This window comes from Sphingobium sp. (assembly GCF_041987595.1).
In the GTDB taxonomy this organism is placed as follows: domain Bacteria; phylum Pseudomonadota; class Alphaproteobacteria; order Sphingomonadales; family Sphingomonadaceae; genus Sphingobium.
Window position 1 is genome coordinate 1 of sequence record NZ_JBHIWJ010000046.1, and the last position, 22,093, is coordinate 22,093.

Here is a 22,093-nt window from a genome sequence, read left to right on the forward strand (position 1 = left end):
GCGCAAGGCTCCGTCGGGGCGAGCGGCGACCTTGCCCCGCTGGCGCATATGACCGCGACGATGATCGGCGTGGGGGAGATTGTCGTGGACGGCGTGGCCATGCCCGCCGCGCAGGCTCTGGCGCAGGCGGGGCTGGCGCCGGTGGAACTGGGGCCGAAGGAGGGGCTGGCGCTGCTCAACGGCACGCAATTTTCGACCGCGAATGCGCTGGCCGGGCTGTTCGGGGCGGACCGGCTGTTCCGCACGGCGCTGGTGACGGGCGCGCTATCCACAGAGGCGGCGAAGGGCACCGACGCGCCCTTCGATCCGCGCATTCACCGGCTGCGGCGCCATGCCGGACAGATCGCCGTGGGAGAGGCTTTGGCGGCGCTGATGGCGGGTTCCGCCATTCGCGCCTCGCACAAGGAGCATGATCCCCGCGTGCAGGACCCCTATTGCCTGCGCTGCCAGCCGCAGGTGATGGGCGCGGCGCTGGACGTGATGCGATCCGCCGCCGCGATGCTGGAGACGGAAGCCAATGGGGTGTCCGACAATCCGCTGATCTTTGCCGATACGGACGAGGCCTTGTCGGGCGGCAATTTCCATGCCGAGCCTGTGGCCTTCGCCGCCGACATGATCGCCATGGCGGTGTGCGAGATCGGATCGATCGCCGAGCGGCGCATCGCCATGCTGGTCGATCCGGCGCTGTCGGGATTGCCCGCCTTCCTGACGCCCCGGCCCGGCCTGAACAGCGGCTTCATGATCCCGCAGGTGACGGCGGCGGCGCTGGTCAGCGAGAACAAGCAGCGCGCCTTTCCCGCCAGCGTCGATTCCATCCCGACCTCCGCCAATCAGGAGGATCATGTGTCGATGGCCGCCCATGGCGCGCGGCGGCTGGCGGAGATGGTGGAAAATGCGCAGGCGGTGATCGGCATCGAAGTTCTGGCGGCATGTCAGGGATGCGACTTTCATGCTAATCTCCGCTCGTCGGATGCTCTGGAGCGGGTGCGGGCGCTGCTGCGGGTCCGGGTGCCGCATCTGGAGGAGGACCGGCATTTCCACCCCGACATGGAGGCAGCCAACGCGCTGATCCGGTCGGGCGCCGTGATCGAGGCGGCGGGCCTTGTCCTGCCGGGTGTACTGTCATGAGCTGGCTTGACGTGATGTCCGGGGAGGCGCCGCTGGTCGTGGCCATACCGCATGCGGGGACCGACCTGGCCGATGTCGGGGGATTCCGGTCTGAATGGCTGGCGCGGCGGGATGCGGACTGGTGGGTGGACCGGCTATACGGCTTTGCCCGTGATCTGGACGCGACGGTGGTGCGCACCGGCATTTCCCGCAGCGTCATCGATGTGAACCGCGATCCCTCCGGCGCGTCGCTCTATCCGGGGCAGGCGACGACCGAGCTTTGCCCGACCACGACTTTCGACGGCGAACCGCTTTATGCGGGTTCGGGGCCGGACGAGGCTGAGATTGCGCGGCGCACGGAGCGCTGGTTCGTGCCCTATCATGCGGCGCTGGCCGGGGAGATTGCGCGGCTGCGCGTGCGGCATGAACGGGTGGTGCTGTATGACGCCCATTCGATCCGCAGCCATGTGCCCCGGCTGTTCGAGGGGCAGTTGCCGCTGTTCAATATCGGCACGTTCGGGGGCGTCAGCTGCGCCCCCGCTTTGTCCGCCGCGGTGCAGGGGATTTGCGCCGCCACCGGGCAGAGCCATGTGCTGAACGGCCGTTTCAAGGGCGGCTGGACGACGCGCAACTATGGCGAGCCGGACAAGGGCGTGCATGCGATCCAGATGGAACTGGCGATGCGCGGCTATCTGGAGGAGCCGGAGGCGCCCGATGAAGCCAACTGGCCGCCGGATTTCGATGCCGGGCGGGCCGCGCCGATGGCCGCCATTCTGGGCGATATTCTCCAATGCTGCGTGCGTTTTGCCGAGGAGGCGCAATGACCCGGATCGACAATAGCCGCATCATCCGTCCCGCCACCGGCACGACGCTGAGCGCGAAAAGCTGGCTGACCGAGGCGCCGCTCAGGATGCTGATGAACAATCTCCATCCCGATGTGGCAGAACGGCCGGAGGAGCTGGTCGTCTATGGCGGGATCGGGCGGGCGGCGCGGGACTGGGAAAGCTATGACCGGATCGTCGAGACGCTGAAGCGGCTGGAGGATGACCAGACGCTGCTGGTGCAGTCGGGCAAGCCCGTGGGCGTGTTCCGGACCCATGCGGATGCGCCGCGGGTGCTGATCGCCAACAGCAACCTCGTGCCGCATTGGGCGACATGGGAGCATTTCAACGAACTCGATAAGCGCGGCCTGGCCATGTACGGGCAGATGACCGCTGGATCGTGGATCTATATCGGCACGCAGGGCATCGTGCAGGGCACCTATGAAACCTTCGTCGAGATGGGGCGGCAGCATCACGGCGGCGACCTGTCGGGCAAATGGCTGCTGACCGCCGGGCTGGGCGGCATGGGCGGCGCGCAACCGCTGGCCGCCGTGATGGCGGGGGCATCCTGCCTTGCCATCGAATGTCAGCCGAGCCGGATCGAGATGCGGCTGCGCACCGGCTATCTGGATGTCGCGGCCCCCTCGATCGAGGAGGCGCTGGCGGTCATCGAACGGAGCTGCGCCGAGCGGAAGCCGGTTTCGGTCGGCCTGCTGGGCAATGCGGCGGAGATTTTGCCGGAACTTTACCGGCGCGGGGTGCGGCCTGACCTTTTGACCGACCAGACCAGCGCGCATGATCCGGTGAACGGCTATCTGCCCATCGGCTGGACCGTCGCGGAATGGACCGAGCGGCGCGAACGGGAGCCGGACGCGGTGGCGAAGGCCGCGAAGGCGAGCATGGCGGTGCATGTACGGGCGATGCTGGACTTTCAGGCGGCAGGCGTGCCGACCACCGACTATGGCAATAATATAAGGCAGATGGCGAAGGATGAGGGGGTCGACAACGCCTTTGATTTTCCCGGTTTCGTACCGGCCTATATCCGGCCCCTGTTCTGCCGGGGGATCGGGCCGTTCCGCTGGGCGGCGCTGTCGGGCGACCCGGAGGATATTTATCGCACCGATGCGAAGGTGAAGGAATTGCTGCCCGATGACGCGCATCTGCATCACTGGCTGGATATGGCGCGAGAGAGGATTCACTTTCAGGGGCTGCCTGCGCGGATCTGCTGGGTGGGGTTGGGCGACCGGCACCGGCTCGGCCTCGCCTTCAACGAGATGGTGGCGAAGGGCGAACTGAAGGCGCCGGTGGTGATCGGGCGCGATCATCTGGACTCCGGCTCCGTCGCCTCGCCCAATCGTGAGACGGAGGCGATGCAGGACGGCAGCGATGCCGTGTCCGACTGGCCGCTGCTCAATGCGCTGCTGAATACCGCGTCGGGGGCGACCTGGGTGTCGCTGCATCATGGCGGCGGCGTCGGCATGGGCTATTCGCAGCATAGCGGCATGGTGATCGTCGCGGACGGCAGCGAGGCGGCGGCGCGGCGGCTGGAGCGGGTGTTGTGGAACGATCCCGCGACCGGCGTGATGCGCCATGCCGATGCGGGCTACGCCATTGCGCGGGATTGCGCGCGGGAGAAGGGATTGGACCTGCCCGGCATATTGGGATGATCCTGTTTCGCATTTTAGCATGAAGTGATTATCTTGTTTCACAAAAGGGCGCGAGCGGAGCGAAATTGAAACCCGTTTTCCGCTTTCCCATGCGATAAGGCGGCCATGGCCCATGCGGAACTGACATTGCCCGAAGGCGCGGCTGCGGACTGGACGGTCCCGCAGGACTGGGCCGCCTATAGCCCCGCCGAACATGCGATGTGGGACCGGCTGTTCGAGCGGCAGGCGGCGATGCTGCCCGGCCGCGTCGTGCCGGAATTTCTGGAAGGGCTGGACATTCTTCGCATGACCCGGCCCGGCATCCCCGATTTTGCCGAACTGTCCGACCGGCTGATGAAGGCGACCGGATGGCAGGTGGTCGCCGTGCCGGGGCTGGTGCCCGACCGGGTGTTTTTCGACCATCTCGCCAATCGGCGCTTCGTCGCCGGACGCTTCATCCGCAAGCCCGAACAGATCGACTATTTGCAGGAGCCGGACGTCTTTCACGATGTGTTCGGCCATGTGCCGCTGCTGACCCACCCGGCCTTTGCCGACTATATGCAGGCCTATGGCGAGGGCGGGCTGCGCGCCGATCATATGGGCGCGATCGATCATCTGGCGCGGCTTTACTGGTATACGGTCGAATTCGGGCTGATGCGGCGCAACGGCGGCTTTCAGCTTTATGGGGCGGGCATCGTCTCATCCTATGGCGAGTCGGTGTTCGCGCTGGACGATCCGTCGCCCAACCGGATCAGCTTTGATCTCAAGCGCCTGATGCGCACCGAATACAAGATCGACGACTATCAACAGAGCTATTTTGTGATCGACAGTTTCGAGGATCTCTTGCGCAAGACGTCTGACGTGGATTTCGGACCCATATACCGCGAGCTGGAACAGGCGAGCGATCTGGCCCCGGATGCGGTGCTGCCGGAGGACCGCGTCTATCATCGCGGCAGCCAGGATTATGCGCGGGCGAAACTGCCATGCTGATGCGGGAACTGGTCGAGGAACGGAGCTTTTTCGGCGATCTGACGGTGCAGCCGGCGGACGGGCTGCTGGGGCTGATCGGGCTTTACCGCGCCGATGAGCGACCGGGGAAACTCGATCTGGGCGTGGGCGTGTTCCGCGACGATCTGGGCGCGACGCCGGTGATGCGAGCGGTCAAGGCGGCCGAGGCGACGCTGCTGCGGGATCAGGCCACGAAATCCTATCTGGGCGCGGAGGGCGATGCGCGCTTTGTCGAATTGCTGGCGGACGTCGCCTTTGGCGCGGGTTCCGACCGGCTGACCGGCGTGCAGACTCCGGGCGGAACGGGCGCGCTGCGGCTGGGCGCGGAGCTGATTGCGCATAGCCGTCACGATGCCACCATCTGGATCGGGGCGCCGACATGGCCCAACCATGCGCCGATCTTCCGCGAGGCGGGCCTTCCGGTCCAGACCCATCGCTTTTTCGACGTCGCCAATGCCGGGATCGATTTCGAAGGGATGATGGAGGATCTGGAGCGGACGCGGCCGGGCGATGTGCTGCTGCTGCACGGCTGCTGCCACAATCCGACCGGGGCCGACTTCACCGCCGAACAATGGCGGCAGATCGGGCGCCTTTGCGAAAGCCGTGGGCTGCTGCCCTTCATCGACCTCGCCTATCAGGGGCTGGGCGACGGGCTGGACGCCGACGCGGCGGCGATGCGCGAGATGGTGCGCGACGTGCCGGAGGCAGTGATCGCCTATAGCTGCGACAAGAATTTCGGACTCTATCGCGAGCGCGTGGGCGCATTGTGGGTGCAGTCGGACGAGACGGCGCTGGTGCGCGGCAATATGCTGGCGCTGGCGCGGTCGCTCTGGTCGATGCCGCCCGATCATGGCGCGGCGGTGGTGCGGCTGGTGCTGGACGATCCGGCGTTGCGCGCCGATTGGGCGGCGGAGCTGGACGGCATGCGGGCGCGGATCAACCGCCTGCGCGCCGCGCTCGCCGCCTGCGACCCGCGGCTTGCCCCCATCAGCGGCCAGCGCGGCATGTTCGCGCTGCTGCCGCTGGGTCCGGACGCGGTCGACCGGCTGCGCCGCGACCATGGCATCTATATGGCGGGCAATGGCCGGATCAATATTGCGGGCCTGACGATGGACAGCATCCCCGCCTTTGTCGCGGGCCTCGCGCCCTATCTATAATTCGGGAGGAACGCTTTCATGGCCGACACCAATCCGCTGGGACTCAACGGTTTCGAATTTGTCGAATTCACCTCGCCCGACCCCGAAGCCATGGGCGCGCAGTTCGAACAATTGGGCTTCGTGCCGTCGCACCGCCATCCGACCAAGAACATCACCCGCTACAAGCAGGGGCGCATCAACCTGATGCTGAACCGCGACGATGCCGGGCGGGTGGCGGCCTTCCGGGGCGAACATGGTCCTTCGGCCAGCGCCATGGCATTTCGCGTGGCCGACCCTGAAGCCGCGATGCGCTGGGCGCTGGACCATGGCGCCCGGCCCACGGAGGAGGATGACACCGTCATCCAGGGCATTGGCGGCTCCTATCTCTATTTCATCAGGGACGGCGAAGACCTTTATGCCGACTGGGCGGAGTTTCCCGGCTGGCGCGAGGCGGAGGCGAGAAACAATGTCGGGCTGGACCTGCTCGATCACCTGACCCACAATGTCCGCCGCGGGCAGATGCGGGTGTGGAGCGAATTCTATCGCACGCTCTTCAATTTCGAGGAGCAGAAATATTTCGACATCAAGGGGCAGGCGACCGGCCTGTTCAGCCAGGCGATGATCGCCCCCGATCACGCCATCCGCATCCCCCTCAACGAAAGTCAGGACGACAAGAGCCAGATCGAGGAATTCATCCGCCAATATCATGGCGAGGGCATCCAGCATCTGGCGCTCACCACCGGCAATATCTACGATACGGTGGAAAGGCTGCGGGCGCGCGGCGTCAAGTTGCAGGATACGATCGAGACTTATTATGAGCTGGTCGACAAGCGCGTGCCGGGCCATGGCGAGGATCTGGAGCGGCTGAAGAAGAACCGCATCCTGATCGACGGCAATGTCGGCGACGAGGGCATTCTGCTCCAGATCTTTACCGAAAATATGTTCGGGCCGATCTTCTTCGAGATCATTCAGCGCAAGGGCAATGAAGGGTTCGGCAACGGCAATTTTCAGGCGCTGTTCGAAAGCATCGAACTGGATCAGATCAGGCGCGGCGTCATAAAGGTCGACGCCTGAGAGGCTGTTTGGAAATGCGCGGAAGAGCGCATTCCGGTGCGGCACCCACACTCTCTCACCGGCAATTGCAACCGTTTCGGAGCAAACAGGCCCGCTGCGGACAGGCTTTTGCGTGGCCGGCATCGGCAAAATGCCCGTCACGGTTACGCAAAGTCGCTTTTTGCGGGCTGCGGACATTGCGCCGATACGGTTTCTTCTTTCATGCCCTGACAACGGCCCCAAGGCTATGAATTTCCCCGGGTAAGGCGCTTTGCGCTCAAGGGGAAAAAGATGCGTCTGGGTCTGAAAGCCAAGCTGACCATCGCTGTGGGACTGGCGGCCGCCTGCGCTTTTCTTGCGCTGGGCATCCGCGACTTGCGCAACGCCTCTGCCGCCATGGCGCAAAGCGAAGGGATGGCCGCGCCATCGAAGCCTGCTCCGCCCGTCATGGTGCTGGCGCAGGCGGCCCGACCGATCAAAACCGGCGAAACGATCACCGCCGCCATGATCCGCAATGCAGCGGGCGATCCGGCCCGCTTTCCATTTGCAGCCACCGCCGCCGAAGTGATGGGCAAGGTCGCGACGCGGGACATCGCTGCCCGCGCGCTCATCGCGCGCGACGCGGTGGGAATGGAGAGCAAGCTCGCCATCCGCGTGCCGATGGGGATGCGGGCGGTCAGCATCGACACGACCGCCGAAATCGCCGTCGCCGGCCTGGTCCGGCCGGGCGACCGGGTCGATGTGCAGGTCGTCTATCCCGGCGCCGACGCCATCAGCGGTGCGCGGGGCAGCGGGCGCAGCCGGGCGCAGGCGCTGTTGCAGATGGTGCAGGTGCTGGCCGTGGGCGAGGTCGTCGTCGGCGCGCAGCAGGCTTCGGGGGTGGATGGCGCGCTGGCCTCCCCTCCCCCGCCTGCGCGCACGGTGACGCTGGCGCTGTCGCCGCAACAGGTGTCGACCCTTTCGCTCGCAAAAAGCACCGGGGCGCTGACGCTGTCGCTGCGCAACCCGGCGGACGGCGCGCAGGTGGCAGTGGCCATGGCGGCCTCCGCCGGACCTGATCCCGCGCCGCAGCCTGTTCTGCCGCGCATCGCGGCTGCCCCTGCGCCCGCTCCGCGCGCCGTCCCCCGCCCGGCGCCGCATGCGATCGAACTGGTCGTGGGCGACCGCCGCGAAACCATCTATTCCGGGAGTGCCGCCCGTTGAGGATTTTGCTGACCAGCCTCGTCGCCCTGACCCTGCCGGCCAGCGCGGCGGCGCAGACCGCGCTCCGCCCGAAGGAACAGCGCACCCTCTCCTATCCCCGCGCCATCGGGCGGGTCGAAGTGGACCGGGAAGGCGTGCTCGCCGTCGCCGCGCCCTCCGCCCGGTCGCTGCGCCTGACCGCCATCGGCGAAGGCGAGGCGACCGTCAGCATCTATGGCGGTGACGGCGGGCTGATCGCGCGGGAGCCGGTCAGCGTCCAGCCCGACGCGGCGGCGAGCGCCCCCATCGTCCGATCGGGCGAGCAGGTCGTCGCCGTCGACGTGCAGTTCGCGGCGGTGTCCGCGTCGACGCTCAAGGCATTGGGGTTCAACTTCTCGAAACTGTCGGGCGACATTCAGGGCGCGATCGTCTCGCCCAGCAGCCTGAGCAGCGCCTCCTTCAGTCCGCAGGGGCTTGCGGTCGAGGCCAGCGCGCCGATCCAGAACGCCTTCAACCTGTTCCTGTCCGCCCCCAATCGCGGCATCGGCGCCGTGCTGAGCGCGCTTTCCTCCAACGGGCTGTCGCAATTGCTGGCCCAGCCGACCCTGCTGGTCCGGTCCGGCGAACAGGCCAGTTTCCTTGCAGGCGGCGAATTCCCGGTGCCGGTGCCGCAGGTGTCGGGCACCGGCAGCACGCTTTCAATCCAGTATAAGGAATTTGGCGTGCGGCTGTCCGTCACTCCCTTCGTGCTGTCGAAGGAGCATATCGTGCTCAAGATCGCGCCGGAGGTCAGCGAACTGGACTATAATAACGGCGTCCAGTTGCAGGGCTATGTCGTGCCGGGGCTGCGGCGGCGGTCGGCCGAAACGACGGTCGAACTGGGCAGCGGGCAGAGTTTCGTCATCGCGGGGCTGAGCTATTCCAGCCAGTCCGTGACCCGGGAAAAGACGCCCTTTCTGGGCGACATTCCGGTGCTGGGCGCCTTTTTCAGGCGGCAGCAGAACCAGAAGGAAAAGCAGGAGCTGATCATCGTCGCCACGCCGCGGCTGGTGGGTCCGATGAAGCCGGAGGAGGTGCCGCCCCTGCCCGGCGCGGCGACCGCCAGGATCGACCCCGGCATAGGCGACATGATCGTCGGCACGGACGGGCTGGACCAGTCGAGCGCGCCCTTTGGCGTTGTGAGGCGCTGAAGATGGCGCGGATCATCCTGCTCTCGGTCGACCGGGCGCTGGCGCAGCGGATCGAAGAGGCGATGGGCGGGCGCGTGCCGGTGGCGCTGGCGCAGTCGGTCGATGCGCAGACGCTGGAAGGGCCGGGCCTGATCGTCATCGACCGGGCCGCCATTCCGCCCGAGCGCGCTTTGTCGGCGGCGATTGGGGCGGTGGTGGACAGCGCCAATGGCCGCCCGGTGGTGCTGGCGACCGGCGAGATGGAGGCCGAGCCGCTGCTGCGCGCCATCCGCGCAGGCGCGAGCGACGTCATTCCGCGCGCGGGGGAAGGAACCGAAATCGCCGCCGTGCTGGCGCGGTTGCTGCATGAGGCGGCGGCGGATCGGGCCAGCCGGGGGCGGCTGACGCTGCTGCTGGGCGCAGACCGCGACGCCTGCGCGATGGCAGCGACGGACATGGCGATCTGCCTTGCCGCGCAGCAGCCCTCGACGCTGCTGATCGACTGCACTTTGCCGACCAGCGCGGCGGCGAGCTATCTCGACCTCAGCGTCGATTATGGGCTGGCGTCGGCAATCGGCGACATGGATCGGCTGGACGCCAGCCTGCTCGCCAGCACGGCGGCGCGGCATGGGCCGAGCGGCCTGATGCTGCTGACTTTCGACGGGGGCACCGGGGCGGAACCGGCGGGGCTGACGCCGGGCGATCTGGCGGCGCTGATCCGGCTGCTGCGCCATATTTGCGGCGACGTCGTGCTGAATGCGGGGAGCCTGCGCCACGCCGGGCTGCTGCGCGAGGCGATGGCGGAGGCCGACCGGGTCGAATTGCTCTGCGGCCAGTCGATCCGCGAGATCGAGGCCTGCCGCCGCCTGATCGACCGGATCGGAGCGGAACGCGAACGGGTCGAAGCGATGCGGCTGCTGGTCTGGGATCATCTGCCCGGCGTGCTGCTGGACGGGCGGCGCATGGCCGAAGCGCTGGGCGTGGGGTCCATGCTGGCGGTGCCGACCGACCGTGCGCGGATGCGCAACGCGCTGAACGCCGGGCGACCGATGGCGATGGAGGCGGATGGCGGAGCCTATATGGCCGCGATCCGGCGCGCCTGCGGAATGGCGCCGAAGGCTGGCGGGATCGATCGCTGGCGGCGGGCGATGCTCAAGGTCGTGGACAAGGCGTCATGAGCCTGCTGACCGGCGAAGAAGGCTTCGTGCCAGCCCGCGAACTGCGCATCATGCCGGTGGCCCAGCCCGCCGCGCAGCGGATGAGCGACAGCTACCAGATCGCCAAGGCGCAGACCTGCGCGCAGCTGATCGAGCAACTCGAAGCGCGGGGCGAGACGGCCGAAACACTGGGACCCAAAGCGCTGCGCGAGGCGATCGAACAGGTCATCGCCGCCCGCAGCCGGCGCGGGCAACTGGCGCTCAACAGCGCGGAACGGCTGCTGCTGATCGAGGATGTCGAGGATGAGGTGGCGGGCATGGGGCCGCTGGCGCCGCTGCTGCGCGACGCGTCGGTGGACGACATCATCGTCAACGGGCCGGGCCATATCTATGCCGAGCGCGGCGGATTGCTGGAGAAGGTCGAGACGCGCTTTCGCGACGACGCGCATCTGATGAACATCATCCAGCGCATCGTGGGGCCGATCGGGCGGCGGGTGGATGAGGCCAGCCCCTATGTCGATGCGCGCCTGCCGGACGGGTCGCGGGTGAACATCGTGATCCCGCCGGTCGCGCTGGACGGGCCGACACTGTCGATCCGCAAATTCCGTTTGCAGAGCCTGACGATCGAGGATTGCGTCGACCGACAGGTCATGAGCGCCGACATGGCGGAATATCTGAGCGCGGCGGTGCGGTCGCGGCTCAACATATTGATCTGCGGCGGAACCGGGGCGGGCAAGACGACCCTGCTCAACATGCTGTCGACCTTCATCGGCGATCGCGAGCGGCTCATCACCATCGAAGATGCCGCCGAACTCCAGTTGCGGCAGGACCATGTCGTGCGGCTGGAGACGCGGCCGCCGACCGTCGACGGCAACCGGGAGGTGAGCAGCCGCGAACTGGTGCGCAACGCGCTGCGGATGCGGCCTGACCGGATCATATTGGGCGAGGTGCGCGGCGTGGAGGCGGTCGAGATGTTGCAGGCCATGTCGACCGGCCATGACGGATCGATGGCGACGCTGCACGGCAACAGCCCCCGGGACGCCTTCGCCCGGCTGGAAATGCTGCTGGGCTTTGCCGGGGTGCAAAGCGACATTCGCGCCATCCGGCGCTTCATCGCCAACAGCGTGCATGTGGTGGTGCAATTGCAGCGCCTCGCCAATGGCAGCCGCCGGGTCATGTCGGTCAGCGAAGTGACGGGGCTGGAGGGCGATGCCTATTCGCTGAACGAGCTGTTCGCCTTTCAGGAACAGCCTGCTCTGTCGGGTCTGGGCGCGTTCCGGACGCTGTCGCTGCGGCCCTTTTTCGCGGCGCGGCTGCGCGATTACCGGGGCGGGCGGCCATGCTGAGCGGGGCGGCCTTCCTCCTGCTGTCGCTGCTGATGGTCGCGGGGATCGGCTGGCAATTGCTGGCGCAGCAGGGGCGGCAACGGGCGGAGATCGACCGGCGGCTGGGCCTTATCGAGGCCGGAGTCGGGGCCGGGGCCGGGGCCGCAGCCGCGACGACGCCGCGCCGGACCGTGCTGTCGGTGCCGGATGCCGTGGCCCCGCTGCTGGCGCAGGCGCAGATCGAACTGACGACGCGGGCGCTGGGGATATTGGGCGGCCTGCTGCTGCTGACCGCGCTGGCCGCCCTGCTCGCCGCGGGGCCGGTGGCGGCGCTGGCGGTGATCGCAGGGGTGCCGCTGGGGCTGCTCGGCTGGGTCAGGCGCCGGGCGCGGCAAAGGGTCGAGGCGCTGATCGAGGCGCTGCCCTATTATATCGACGCCGTGCGCCAGATGCAGGCGATCGGCCATTCGCTGGCGCAGGCGATGGAACGGGCGCTGGCCGATGCGCCCGCCATCGTGCAGAGCTTCATCGCGCCCGTTGCGCGGCGGCTGGACCTGGGCGCGCCGGTCGCGGACGCGATGCAGATGCTGGCGGAGCGGCTGCGCGTTCCCGAAATATCGATGCTGGCCGCCGCGATCCGCACCAACATGCGCTATGGCGGGTCGATTTCCGCGGTGCTGCTGAACCTGTCCAACATCCTGCGCGAGCGCATCAGGATCAAGCGCGAGCTGAAGGCCGCCATTTCCGAAGCGCGGATCAGCGGCCGGGTGCTGGTCGCCATGCCGCTGGTGGCGATGGCGCTGCTGGTGGCGATGAACCCCTCCTATGTCGATTTCTTCCTGCACGATCCGCGTGGCGCCCGGCTCGCGGCCCTTGCGGTGGCGCTGCAAGGGCTGGGCATGCTGGTGATGCGGCGGGTGATGAGGCTGGCCTTCTGATGGCGGCGCTCTGGTTCCTCCTGAGCGCGGCGGCGCTGGGATGCGCGGCGCAAGGCGCGCGGGCGATGCTGGCGGAGCGGCGGCTGGAGGCGCGGCTGGGGCTGGCGCCGGCCAGCGCCCCCCTCCGGCAACGGCCGGGCCTGTTTTCCGCCAGCGGGCGCGACCGATCGGAAATCGCAACCAAGCTGAGGCTGGCAGGCTTTCAGGATGCGCGGGCGCCGGACTGGTTCGTCTGGGCGCGGCTGGGGGCGACGCTGGGCGTGGCGTTGCTGGTCATGCTGGCAAGCCATCTCGCGTCCGGCAGCGTCTTCGCCCGGCCGCTGCTGATCGTGATCGCCTGCGGCCTCACCTATGTCGGCTCCAAGCAGGCGATCCACCTGCTCGCGGCGCGGCGGGCGCGGGCGATCATGGCGGAATTTCCCTTCCTGCTCGACCTCATGCTGATGATGCTGGAAAGCGGGATTTCGCTCGACCAGTGCTTTCGCTCGATTGCGCGGGACGAGGGGATCGCCGTGCCGCAGCATGCGCGGCTGATTGCGCTGCTGGTCGCCGATCTCGACCGGGGAATGCGCTACGATCTGGCGCTCGACCGCTGGGCGGCGCGGGTGGCGGTCAGCGGCGCGAAGGAACTGGCGTCGCTGTTCCGGCAGGCGCTGTTTCAGGGCGTGGAGCTGGCCCCCGCGCTGCGCGAGTTCGTGCGCGAATTCACCCAGCGGCGCGTCATGCGGGCGCGCGAAGCCATGGGCGGCATCACCGTGCGGATGGTCGTGCTGATGATCCTTTTCTTCATGCCCGCCCTGTTCGTGGTGCTGGGCGGACCGCCGGTGGTGGCGATCTTCGATACGCTGAAGGGAGTGTCGCGATGAGGCGGATGGTGCTGGCCGCGCTGCTGATGGCGGCCCCACCCGCGCAGGCGGAGGAGGCACCCGAGATGCGGGGGCTTTATCTGCAACTCATCCATCAGGCGCGTGCCGATGGACGGTCGCGGGCGGCGCTCGCCTATCTCGACGACTTCGAGCGGCGCTATCCGGATGATGCCGAGGCGCGGCTGCTGCGGGTCAACAGCCTGATCGACCTGGGCCAGATTGATGCGGCGGAGGCGGTGGTCCTACCCGCCGATGCGCAGGGCGCGAACGCAGTGCGCGGGCATCTGCTGGCGGCGCGAGGGCATTGGGTGGAGGCGGCGGACCGTTACGCCGGAGCGGTTGAGGACAGTCCGGCCGATCCGCTCCTGCGCAATGCGCTGGGCTATGCACTGCTGCGCGCCGGGCTGGCCGCGCGGGCGATCGAGGCACTGCGCGGAGCGATCGACCTCGCGCCGCAGGAGGCGGTGATCCGCAACAATCTGCTGCTGGCGCTGATGGTCGCCGGCCATCGCGCAGAAGCCGAGACCGGGTTGCGCAGCATCGGCGATCCTGCGCTGCGGCGGACGCTGGCCGCGGAAGCGGCGCGGATCGGAAAGGGAGGCTGATCGATGATGATGGTCCTGATGATGCTGGCTGCCCCTCCGCCGCCCCTGCCGGTGGAAAGCGAGGCGCGGCGGGTGATCGAACGGCAGTTGCAGGCGCCGCCCCGGACGGAGGCGGAACTGTCGGCGGAAGAGGCGGCGCTCATCCGGCGGCAATATCTGCAATCCATCGGCCAGCGGATCGAGCGGGCGCGGGATGAGCCGCGATGAAGCGGCTGGTCCCTCTCTGGCGCGACCGGTCCGCCGCCGTGGCGCCGATGATCGCGGCGCTGGGCGCGGCGCTGATCGGCGCAGCGGGGTTCGCGCTGGACGCTGGACTTTATTATGTGGGCGAGCGCGACCTGCGCGCCGCGACCGACGCCGCCGCCCTCGCCGCCGCCCTCTCGCTCGCCACGAACCCGGCACAGGCGGCGGCGCGGGCGCGGGATGCGCTCAGCCGCAACGGCTATGATCCGGCCATCCTCCGGTCGGTCGAGCTGGGCCGCTATTGCGCCGACGCCGCCCTCTCCGCCGCGCAACGTTTCGACACCAGCCTGTCGCGCTGTCCGGGCAATGGGCGGATCAACGCCGTGCGCATCCGCACCGGAAAGCCTGCGCGGCAATTTCTGACGCGTGTTCTGGGCGCAGCCAATCCGCTGCCAGAGCTCGCCGCAAGCGCCACTGCCGCCCGCATCGACGAGGCGGGCATAAGCATCACATCGGGCCTGTTGACCGTGAACAATGGACTGGTCAACAGCGTCAACGACCTCCTCGGCGCGCTGCTGGGGATCAGGCTGCGGCTCTCCACCGCCGATGTGGAGGCGTTGATGGCCAGCAACGTCGATGCGGGCCTGTTCTTCGACGCGCTGGCCGTCCGGGTGGGAGAAAGCGGAACATATGCCGCGCTGACCAGCCGGACGGTGGGATTGCAAGACCTCCTCCTTGCCGCCGCCACCGCCGCCGAGGACAGCGCCACCGCCGCGACGCTCACCCTGATCGCAGGCCAGGTCAGCAACGGCTATGCCGTACCGCTGGCAGGCCTGTTCGGGCTGGGGGTGTGGAAGAATATGCCGGTCGGCGGCGCGGATGAACAGCCCGCCCTGCGCGCCGGGATTAACGCCTATCAGCTCTTCGCCTTCGCGGTGCAGGCGGGGAATGGCGCCATCGACCTGTCCGATGCGCTGAGCGTCGTGGCGAGCGGCAGTACGGTCAGGATCGCTGCCATTGCCAGCGGCCCGCTCGACCGGCCACGCTTTTCCTTTGGCCCTGCGGGCGAAACCAGCGTCGGCACCTCGGCGCTGCGGCTGCAATTGCTGCTGGGCCTGCCATCCATCTCCGTGCTGGGCAGCGCGGTGTCGGTGGATTCCCTGCCGGTGCTGATCGACATTGCCGCCGCGCAAGCGCGGGTGACTGCCATCGACTGCCCCGATACGCCCGAACAGGCCCGCGATACGCGGGTTGCGGTGCATGCCGATAGCGGGCTGATCAACGCCTATATCGGCACCGCGCCCGCCAATGCGATGAGCCGCCCGATGCCGCCCGTCACCGCCGCCGACATCGGTCAGGCAAGGATCGCCAATGTGCTGGGGCTGATCACCGTCGACGCCCGCGCCGTGGCGCAGCCGGTGATGGGGAATAGCGGCGATCTGATCTTCGGTCCGGGCGGGCAGGGGCGCATCGGGCGGCCCGGCGCGCCGGGGACGGCCGCCAGCATCGGCAATGGATCGCAGGTCGGGCCGCTGTTGACCTCGCTCAGCAGCAGCATCGGCGCGGCCAACGGCTTGCAGGTGAAGATCCTCGGCCTGTGCCTGCCGGTCGTGTGCGACGCGACGGCGGCGGCGGTGCGGTCGCAATTGCTGGGCGGGATCGTCAATCCGCTGGCCGGGCTGGTGGGCACGACGGCCGATCCGCTGCTCGACAATCTGCTGGCCGCGCTTGGCATCCAGCTCGGCCATGCGACGCTCTGGGCGACCGGGGCGCGGTGCGGGGTGCCCGTTCTGGTGTAAGGGTTTTTGCAGCTGCGCGAGACCCCCTGCGCGCCGCCATGATTTTCGGGGGGACAGAGGGAGACAGACATGAAGACCGTCAAATCGCTGATCCGCAAGCTGGCGCGGGATGAAAAGGGCCTGACCGCCGTGGAATATGCCGTGCTGGGCGCGGTGGTGGTCGCCGCCATCGTCGCCGTCGGCGCCAATTTCCAGACGCAGCTGGGCGCCGCCTTCTCGACCATGTTCAACACCATTCCGACGAGCTGATGGCCGGCCGGCCACGGCGCCGCCTGCTGGCCTGCGAACGGGGGCTGGCGGCGCTGGAATTCGCGCTGCTGGCGCCTGCCCTGTTGATGCTGGTTTTCGCGATCGTGATCTATTCCTTCTACTTCGCCTCGCTGCTGGGAGTGCGTCATGCCGCGATGGAGGGGGCGCGGGCCGCCGTGGCGGGGCTGTCCACCACGGAGCGCACCGCACTGGCGCAAAGCCGGGCGCAGGCGGTCATCAACGGCTATGGGGCGCTGCTGTCTTCGGGCGGAGGCCCGGTCGTCACGGCGGGCGCCGACGGCACCGGCCTGTTCCGGGTGCGGATCAGCTATAATATGAGCGGCAGCGCGATGATGCGCTATGCCGGGTTCATCCCGCTCCCCTCCTCCACCATCAGCGCCAGCATCGTCGTCACCAACGGGAGCTATTGAAATGAACGGGGAAAGCCATATCGGCAGCGCGCTGCTGATCCTGCTGCTGTTGCCGGTGGTGATCCTGCACTGGGAGAGACGCGGCGGCGATGACCGGCTCTACGGGCTGATCGCGATCGGCGGCGTCGGATTTGCCGCGTGGACGCAGGGGCCAGGCGGCGCGCTGCTGGCGGGCCTGTCGGGCGTCCTCTGCCTGCTGCTGCTGTCGGCCCTTGTCGCGGCCATCAGCAGCGTCTGGCGTCTGCATCTGCTGACTGGCGGGCATATCAAGCTGCTCGCGGCGGGCGCCTGTTGGCTGAGCCTGACCGGGGCGGCGTTGATGCTGGCGGTGGCGACGGCGCTGTTCTGGTTGGCCGCTCTGTTTTTGCGTGCACGCAAAGCCGCCGATCCCCGCCCCGACATGGCCGCCATCGCCGCCATCGCGCTGCTGTCGGCGCAGCTTATGGCATGATCGGCTGGCCGCGTGCGGCGACGATGGTTTCCCGCAGCCGGGCGAACAGTTCGTCCAGATCGGCGTCTTCGGTGATGTTGAGGTCGACGGTCAACGTGCCGCTGCGGCTGGCCTTGGCACGGCCGATGCGGGCGCCGCCAGCGATGATCGCGATGTCGCGGGCTTCCTCCCCGCCGCTGGGCGCCGCCGCGCCGCGCAGGCGGGCGAGCACGGTCGCGGGCGGGATCATCCGGTCGCCCCGCGCCGCCAGCGCCTGTTGCTGCTCACCGATCAGCCGCGCCTCGGCGATCATCCGGCCGCGCTGGTCGGGGCGGCGCAGCAGCGGGGTCAGCAATTCGGAATAGCGCACGCGCAGTTCATCCTTCGTTGCAAAGGCACTGACCACCTCATCCGGCAATTGCGCCAGCGCGAGCAGGCGGCTCAACTGGCTGTTGGAAAGGTTGAGCGCTTCGGCCATGCGCGACTGCACGCCGCCATAGAAACGGTCCACCGCCTGATTGTAGCTGCGGGCGCGGTCCAGTTCGCTGATGTCCGCCCGTTCGCGATTTTCGATGTCGGCGAGGCGGAAGGCCTCCTCATCGGAAAGGTCGACGACCAGCGCGCTCAACCGCAGTTCCGGCCGCCCATTATGGTTGAGCCAGTCGACGGAAAAGCGGCGGCGGCTGCCCACCAGCATCTGATAGGGCCGCTCGCTGCCGGGCGGATTCAGACGCACCAGCACCGGGATGCGGTTGCCCCCTTCGCTGGCGATGGACTCGATCAGCGATCGGCAACTGTCCGCCGTCAGGCCGGGCTGGTCGCGGGGATTGCCGTCCCAGACCGAACATTCCCCCGGCTGGATCGAGATGGCGCTTTTCGCGCCGTTGCCCCTGGCAGCGAAACCGGCAAGCCGCTCGTCGAGGCGGCTGAGCGCATCTTCGTCGCCGGGGCCGGGTCTGGCGGGCGGCTCATAGGAGAGAGTCGCCAATAAGTCGCGGATGAAGCGGGTCATGGATCACTTCCTTTTTGCGTATCCTGATCCACGCAATAGCCGTTTCGAACGACGCCGCGCGCCGAACCCTGTCCGTTTCGGAGCAATCAGAAGCGGCGGCCGACGGTCAGCGTCGCGGCATGGACATGGCGGTCGGAACCATATTCGCCCGCATAGCCCAGACGCAGGGTCGTCCGGTTGTTCCAGGTTGCGCTGACCCCGGCATTGACCAGCCCCGCATCGCGCGCCAGCCGGGTGGGCCGGAGCGTGAAGATGGACAGGTCACGCGTGGCGAAGCGCGCCTCGATGCGGCTGTCGGGGCGGCTGCGCAATTCCCGCTGCCATTGCGCCTCGATCGCGGGGCGCAGCGTCCACCGGCCCGCGCTGGTCGTGGCGGAAAGACGGGCGCCCAGCGCGCCGCGCAGCGATTGGGTGCGGAACGGCGCGACCTGCAACGCGGCGGAGCCGCCATTTTCGGTAAAGCCGCTCACATCGGCATGACGATAATGCAGCCCGGCGAAGGGCTGGAGACGCACCGGACCGGCACGCAGCATGGCCCCCGCCTCGCCGGAAGCCGCCCAGCCGTCGCCGTCGACCGGCGCGACCATGCGGTCGGAAAAGCCGACCCAGCCGACCTGCCGCCGCAGCTTATATTCAGAGAGCGTATAGGCCGCCGTCGCATCGACATAGAAGCGGCCATTGTTGAAACTGGCATAAGGCCCGATGCTGCTGGTGAACAGCGTGACGCGGGGGCGCTGCGCCCGATCGAGCCGCGCATCGATGCCGTCAATGCCCAGCGTCGCGCCGACGATCAGGCCGCGAACCGGCGTCACGTCGATGGCGAACCGCAGCGATCGGCTGTCGGACTTGGCTTCCGGTCGGTCGATCCGCCCCCCGTATCGCGCCTGTTTCACGCCGCCGGTCAGCATCATGTGGATGGTTCGGTCGCCGCTTGCGGGCACGCTGGCAGGGGCATCGATGGCCATGCTGCGCCGCTGCGCGAGCCAGTTGCGGATTTCCCGGTCGGCGGCATCCTGTGACTGGATCGTCAGCCGCGGGAGCAGGCTGTAGCTGCGCGGTGAGAGCTGCCCCAGCGCGTCGGCACGCGCCGTTGCATCGGGCAGCGCGTCGATCGTCGCCAGCATTGCCGCGCCCTCTCCGATGTGCGTGGGCGCGGCATCCAGCATCGCTCCCACCGCGGCTTCTCCGGGGGTGGCGGCGTAGGGGGCGTAGGGACCAGCCAGTGCGGGCTGGGTCGCGCCCGCCAGCAGCAGCGCGCCAAGCTGAACGAGATGGCGAAGGAAGAAAGAAGATGTCGGCAAGGGGTGGTCCTTTGCAAAGGAATGACGGTTTTGCGTGTGCGCAAAGGCGGCTGAATACTGGCGGTCAAAAGGGTTTGAGGAGGCGGTGGGCACCGCCTCCTCGCCCCCGCCCTCCCCCCTCGGGGGCATCAGGGGATGGGCTTGGCTGGAGCGCGACCCGCCATGCATGAGGACCATGGCGGGCCGCACTCCGGCATCAGTTGCGTCCTCCCAACAGTCCGCCGAGCAGGCCGGTGACGGGCGCGGCCGTCCCGCCCGATCCGGCCGCAGGCGCAAGGACTCCGCTGACGAGGCCGGTGACCGGAGCAAGAATATCACCCGTTCCCTGTTGCGATCCGAGCGCTCCGGTGACGACGCCGGTGACGGAGCCGAGCGGCGATGATCCGCTGTCTCCGCTCGGCAGGGCGGGCGCCAGACTGTTGACCGTGTCGAGCAGCGGCGCCGTCACGCTGCTGACCGCGCTGGTGGCCGCTGCGACCACCGGCGCCACGGCGCTGGTGACCTGGGTGACGGCAGCCTCCGCCTGAGCGCCCAGCACGTTGCCCGCAATGGCGCCGACGGGCTGCAGGCCGGCCTCGACCCCTGCGGCCGTGGTCGGCAGCGCGACATCGGCCAGATTGCCTTGCGAGAGCACGCTGACCGTCGCCAGCTGTCCGGTGACCGCGCCGCTGTCCGACGGCAGCAGATTGACGCCGACGAGCGTATCGGGTGTCGACGCGCCGGTCAGCGCATTGCCGCCGACATTGGCGCCCACCAGCGGACCCGCCAGCGCGGGATCGGCCGAAACGCCGCCCAGCGCGCCGGTCACGCCCGCAACCGCATTTTCGACCAACGCGGTCACTGGGGCGAGGGCGCCATTTTCACCCAGCAACGGGGCGGTGACGGGCGAGAGGGCGCCGTTCACCGTGCCGAGCAGCGGAGAGGCGATAGCGTCCACGGCCGATGTGACCGTCGCGATCGTCGGCGCGAGGCCGTCGGTCAGCTGCGTTACCGTGCCACCCACCGGCGCGCCCAGCAGGGTTCCGGCCAGCGCGCCGACCGGAGCCAGCCCCTGCTGCACGCCCTCTGTCGTGGTCGGCAGCGCTGCCTGCAACACGGTGCCGTCGCCGGTCAGCAGGTCGACCGTCGCCACGCTTCCCCCGGCGGGCGCGTCACCCGGCAGGATGTTGACGCCGACCAGCGATCCCGGCCCGGCCGGACCAAGGACCGGCTGACTGCCGATGGAGGCACCGATGATCGAGCCGCCCGAACTGGGGCTGGTGGGACCTGTGGGACCTGTGGGACCTGTGGGTCCGGTGGGACCAGTCGGACCGCTCGGGCCGGTCGGGCCGGTCGGCCCTGAAGGACCACCGGGACCGCCCGGACCAGCGGGACCAGTCGGACCGGCAGGACCCGAGGGGCTGGTGGGTCCGGACGGGCCGCTAGGACCGCTTGGGCCGGAAGGACCGTCGGGACCGGAAGGACCGCCGGGACCGGAAGGACCGCCGGGACCGGCAGGACCGCTTGGGCCAGATGGGCTGGTCGGCCCGGAAGGCCCCGCAGGGCCGGATGGGCCGGATGGCGATTGCCCCCCACCCGCGCCAATATCAAAACCGACGCCGTCGGCGCAGGCGCTCAACAACAGAAGCGGTATCGCAGTGGCGCATAATAAGGTGCGCTTTCCAGACCGGATCGATCCGTGATGTGGCCCGTGACGTGGCATTGCATAGCTCCCTGTTTGAATACGAGTATTTCGCAACAGGAACAAATTAGGCCGAACGGTTCTTATCGCCGCGTCAAGAAGAAACCGGTCTGGTTGCATCAGAGTTTCTGGCCGCCTTTACCTCTGCCTGCATGTGGAAAAGTGCCTCTCGACTTACGCAAAGCGTGCCGGAATGAACGGAAATACAGGGTTGTCGCTGCTTTACCTGGTGATGAAGCCGTTCCTCCCGCGCAAATCCGGTGCCCGGACAAGCAAATGGCGCGCCGTCACCATGGCTCCATTATGGTGCTTTTTGTCCGGCCCCAGACGCCGCGCGACGGGCAAAGCAAAACGCCCCTCCTCCCGGCGCGGAAGAGGGGCGTCATCAATTCGGGCTGGAACGCCCGTTAAAGGTTCAGCGCCACCGGGGACCTTCGATCCAGCTCACCAGACTGCGCCGGATGCCCTTGGTCACCGGCAGGACGCGATGCTGGAGGAAGGATGGGAAGATCAGCATGCTGCCCCGTGGCGCGAAATTCGCGCCGGGCTGTTGCAGGCCGAAAAATTCGAACTGGCCGCCTTCATAATCGTCCGGATCGGACAGCTGCACGACGACCGACAATTTCCGGTCGAAGGGGCGGGACGATTCCAGCCAGATATCCTGATGCCAGTCATATTTGCCCTGCGCCCGGCCATGATATTCCGTGAATTGCAGTTCATAGGGTCCGGCAATGTCGATGCCGAAATTGGTCCGGTTGGATGAATGGACGAACTGCATCAGCCGGTCGACAATATCCTTGTCCCGATAGACGTCGAGCCAACTGATGGTGGATGATCGGTAACCATGGTCGCTGCGCTGGCCCTGGGCGAAGCCGACTGTGGCGGACTGTTGCTCGCAAAGATCCGCCCGCTTGATGATCGCATCGCATTCCGCGCCCGTCAGCGCGGACGGCCACACTTCCCAAACATTGTTCATATCCTGCGTCCCTTTGTT

At 67.9% G+C, this 22,093-nt stretch carries 22 protein-coding genes; 18 read left to right on the plus strand and 4 right to left on the minus strand.

The window, feature by feature from the left end:
• The 18 genes from ACFC3J_RS13005 to ACFC3J_RS13090 form a co-directional block, all read left to right on the plus strand.
• Positions 1-1,128 (plus strand): histidine ammonia-lyase (locus ACFC3J_RS13005; protein ID WP_375196590.1); only part of this gene is annotated, 1,128 nt, incomplete at its 5' end.
• Positions 1,125-1,931, plus strand: coding sequence for an N-formylglutamate deformylase (gene hutG, locus ACFC3J_RS13010; RefSeq protein WP_375196591.1), 807 nt, complete (start codon positions 1,125-1,127; stop codon positions 1,929-1,931). The genes ACFC3J_RS13005 and hutG, both read left to right, overlap by 4 nt.
• Positions 1,928-3,595: a urocanate hydratase gene (hutU, locus tag ACFC3J_RS13015; RefSeq protein ID WP_375196592.1), complete on the plus strand. Its 1,668-nt coding sequence runs from the start codon at positions 1,928-1,930 to the stop codon at positions 3,593-3,595. The genes hutG and hutU overlap by 4 nt, the downstream gene beginning before the upstream one ends.
• Before the next feature lie 105 nt (positions 3,596-3,700).
• Positions 3,701-4,564: a phenylalanine 4-monooxygenase gene (phhA, locus tag ACFC3J_RS13020; RefSeq protein ID WP_375196593.1), complete on the plus strand. Its 864-nt coding sequence runs from the start codon at positions 3,701-3,703 to the stop codon at positions 4,562-4,564.
• Positions 4,558-5,739 carry an amino acid aminotransferase gene (locus tag ACFC3J_RS13025; protein ID WP_375196594.1) on the plus strand — a complete coding sequence of 394 codons (1,182 nt, stop codon included), beginning with the start codon at positions 4,558-4,560 and terminating at the stop codon, positions 5,737-5,739. Before phhA ends, ACFC3J_RS13025 begins: the two co-directional genes overlap by 7 nt.
• Positions 5,740-5,757: 18 nt before the next feature.
• Complete coding sequence (gene hppD, locus ACFC3J_RS13030; protein WP_375196595.1) at positions 5,758-6,792, plus strand: 4-hydroxyphenylpyruvate dioxygenase; 1,035 nt, start codon at positions 5,758-5,760, stop codon at positions 6,790-6,792.
• A 270-nt stretch (positions 6,793-7,062) separates the two neighbouring features.
• Positions 7,063-7,974, plus strand: a complete 912-nt coding sequence (gene cpaB, locus ACFC3J_RS13035) for a Flp pilus assembly protein CpaB (protein ID WP_375196596.1) — start codon at positions 7,063-7,065, stop codon at positions 7,972-7,974.
• The gene (locus ACFC3J_RS13040) at positions 7,971-9,143 is read left to right on the plus strand and encodes a type II and III secretion system protein family protein (protein WP_375196597.1); all 1,173 of its coding nucleotides are present in this window, start codon (positions 7,971-7,973) and stop codon (positions 9,141-9,143) included. The genes cpaB and ACFC3J_RS13040 overlap by 4 nt, the downstream gene beginning before the upstream one ends.
• A gap of 2 nt (positions 9,144-9,145) precedes the next feature.
• Positions 9,146-10,300, plus strand: coding sequence for a CpaE family protein (locus ACFC3J_RS13045; RefSeq protein WP_375196598.1), 1,155 nt, complete (start codon positions 9,146-9,148; stop codon positions 10,298-10,300).
• Positions 10,297-11,625 carry a CpaF family protein gene (locus tag ACFC3J_RS13050; protein ID WP_375196599.1) on the plus strand — a complete coding sequence of 443 codons (1,329 nt, stop codon included), beginning with the start codon at positions 10,297-10,299 and terminating at the stop codon, positions 11,623-11,625. Before ACFC3J_RS13045 ends, ACFC3J_RS13050 begins: the two co-directional genes overlap by 4 nt.
• On the plus strand, positions 11,619-12,542 hold the full coding sequence (locus ACFC3J_RS13055; protein ID WP_375196600.1) for a type II secretion system F family protein: 924 nt from the start codon (positions 11,619-11,621) through the stop codon (positions 12,540-12,542). Before ACFC3J_RS13050 ends, ACFC3J_RS13055 begins: the two co-directional genes overlap by 7 nt.
• On the plus strand, positions 12,542-13,408 hold the full coding sequence (locus ACFC3J_RS13060; protein WP_375196601.1) for a type II secretion system F family protein: 867 nt from the start codon (positions 12,542-12,544) through the stop codon (positions 13,406-13,408). Before ACFC3J_RS13055 ends, ACFC3J_RS13060 begins: the two co-directional genes overlap by 1 nt.
• Positions 13,405-14,013 carry a tetratricopeptide repeat protein gene (locus ACFC3J_RS13065; RefSeq protein WP_375196602.1) on the plus strand — a complete coding sequence of 203 codons (609 nt, stop codon included), beginning with the start codon at positions 13,405-13,407 and terminating at the stop codon, positions 14,011-14,013. The genes ACFC3J_RS13060 and ACFC3J_RS13065 overlap by 4 nt, the downstream gene beginning before the upstream one ends.
• Positions 14,014-14,016: 3 nt before the next feature.
• Positions 14,017-14,220, plus strand: coding sequence for a hypothetical protein (locus ACFC3J_RS13070; RefSeq protein WP_375196603.1), 204 nt, complete (start codon positions 14,017-14,019; stop codon positions 14,218-14,220).
• Positions 14,217-15,995, plus strand: coding sequence for a TadG family pilus assembly protein (locus ACFC3J_RS13075; protein WP_375196604.1), 1,779 nt, complete (start codon positions 14,217-14,219; stop codon positions 15,993-15,995). Before ACFC3J_RS13070 ends, ACFC3J_RS13075 begins: the two co-directional genes overlap by 4 nt.
• Positions 15,996-16,064: 69 nt before the next feature.
• The gene (locus tag ACFC3J_RS13080; RefSeq protein ID WP_375196605.1) at positions 16,065-16,244 is read left to right on the plus strand and encodes a Flp family type IVb pilin; all 180 of its coding nucleotides are present in this window, start codon (positions 16,065-16,067) and stop codon (positions 16,242-16,244) included.
• Complete coding sequence (locus ACFC3J_RS13085) at positions 16,244-16,675, plus strand: TadE/TadG family type IV pilus assembly protein (protein WP_375196606.1); 432 nt, start codon at positions 16,244-16,246, stop codon at positions 16,673-16,675. The genes ACFC3J_RS13080 and ACFC3J_RS13085 overlap by 1 nt, the downstream gene beginning before the upstream one ends.
• Before the next feature lies 1 nt (position 16,676).
• Positions 16,677-17,126 (plus strand): hypothetical protein, encoded by a 450-nt coding sequence (locus ACFC3J_RS13090; RefSeq protein ID WP_375196607.1) that lies wholly within the window; start codon positions 16,677-16,679, stop codon positions 17,124-17,126.
• Here the strand turns inward: ACFC3J_RS13090 and ACFC3J_RS13095 are convergent.
• The 4 genes from ACFC3J_RS13095 to ACFC3J_RS13110 all read right to left on the minus strand — a co-directional run bounded on the left by ACFC3J_RS13095 (position 17,116) and on the right by ACFC3J_RS13110 (position 22,075).
• Positions 17,116-18,117, minus strand: a complete 1,002-nt coding sequence (locus ACFC3J_RS13095) for a ParB/RepB/Spo0J family partition protein (protein ID WP_375196608.1) — start codon at positions 18,115-18,117, stop codon at positions 17,116-17,118. The two genes, ACFC3J_RS13090 and ACFC3J_RS13095, sit on opposite strands and share 11 nt — an antisense overlap.
• Before the next feature lie 86 nt (positions 18,118-18,203).
• A complete protein-coding gene (locus ACFC3J_RS13100; protein WP_375196609.1) occupies positions 18,204-19,418 on the minus strand; it encodes an autotransporter domain-containing protein in 1,215 nt (404 codons plus the stop codon).
• 196 nt (positions 19,419-19,614) lie between these two features.
• Positions 19,615-21,036, minus strand: a complete 1,422-nt coding sequence (locus ACFC3J_RS13105; RefSeq protein ID WP_375196610.1) for a hypothetical protein — start codon at positions 21,034-21,036, stop codon at positions 19,615-19,617.
• A gap of 478 nt (positions 21,037-21,514) precedes the next feature.
• Complete coding sequence (locus tag ACFC3J_RS13110) at positions 21,515-22,075, minus strand: 2OG-Fe(II) oxygenase (RefSeq protein ID WP_375196611.1); 561 nt, start codon at positions 22,073-22,075, stop codon at positions 21,515-21,517.
• Positions 22,076-22,093: the final 18 nt, after the last annotated feature.

Coding starts and splice junctions, on each gene's coding strand:
- hutG (WP_375196591.1), top strand. CDS start 1,125: ATGAGCTGGCTTGACGTGATGTCCGGGGAGGCGCCGCTGGTCGTGGCC.
- hutU (WP_375196592.1), top strand. CDS start 1,928: ATGACCCGGATCGACAATAGCCGCATCATCCGTCCCGCCACCGGCACG.
- phhA (WP_375196593.1), top strand. CDS start 3,701: ATGGCCCATGCGGAACTGACATTGCCCGAAGGCGCGGCTGCGGACTGG.
- ACFC3J_RS13025 (WP_375196594.1), top strand. CDS start 4,558: ATGCTGATGCGGGAACTGGTCGAGGAACGGAGCTTTTTCGGCGATCTG.
- hppD (WP_375196595.1), top strand. CDS start 5,758: ATGGCCGACACCAATCCGCTGGGACTCAACGGTTTCGAATTTGTCGAA.
- cpaB (WP_375196596.1), top strand. CDS start 7,063: ATGCGTCTGGGTCTGAAAGCCAAGCTGACCATCGCTGTGGGACTGGCG.
- ACFC3J_RS13045 (WP_375196598.1), top strand. CDS start 9,146: ATGGCGCGGATCATCCTGCTCTCGGTCGACCGGGCGCTGGCGCAGCGG.
- ACFC3J_RS13050 (WP_375196599.1), top strand. CDS start 10,297: ATGAGCCTGCTGACCGGCGAAGAAGGCTTCGTGCCAGCCCGCGAACTG.
- ACFC3J_RS13055 (WP_375196600.1), top strand. CDS start 11,619: ATGCTGAGCGGGGCGGCCTTCCTCCTGCTGTCGCTGCTGATGGTCGCG.
- ACFC3J_RS13060 (WP_375196601.1), top strand. CDS start 12,542: ATGGCGGCGCTCTGGTTCCTCCTGAGCGCGGCGGCGCTGGGATGCGCG.
- ACFC3J_RS13065 (WP_375196602.1), top strand. CDS start 13,405: ATGAGGCGGATGGTGCTGGCCGCGCTGCTGATGGCGGCCCCACCCGCG.
- ACFC3J_RS13070 (WP_375196603.1), top strand. CDS start 14,017: ATGATGATGGTCCTGATGATGCTGGCTGCCCCTCCGCCGCCCCTGCCG.
- ACFC3J_RS13075 (WP_375196604.1), top strand. CDS start 14,217: ATGAAGCGGCTGGTCCCTCTCTGGCGCGACCGGTCCGCCGCCGTGGCG.
- ACFC3J_RS13080 (WP_375196605.1), top strand. CDS start 16,065: ATGAAGACCGTCAAATCGCTGATCCGCAAGCTGGCGCGGGATGAAAAG.
- ACFC3J_RS13085 (WP_375196606.1), top strand. CDS start 16,244: ATGGCCGGCCGGCCACGGCGCCGCCTGCTGGCCTGCGAACGGGGGCTG.
- ACFC3J_RS13090 (WP_375196607.1), top strand. CDS start 16,677: ATGAACGGGGAAAGCCATATCGGCAGCGCGCTGCTGATCCTGCTGCTG.
- ACFC3J_RS13095 (WP_375196608.1), bottom strand. CDS start 18,117: ATGACCCGCTTCATCCGCGACTTATTGGCGACTCTCTCCTATGAGCCG.
- ACFC3J_RS13110 (WP_375196611.1), bottom strand. CDS start 22,075: ATGAACAATGTTTGGGAAGTGTGGCCGTCCGCGCTGACGGGCGCGGAA.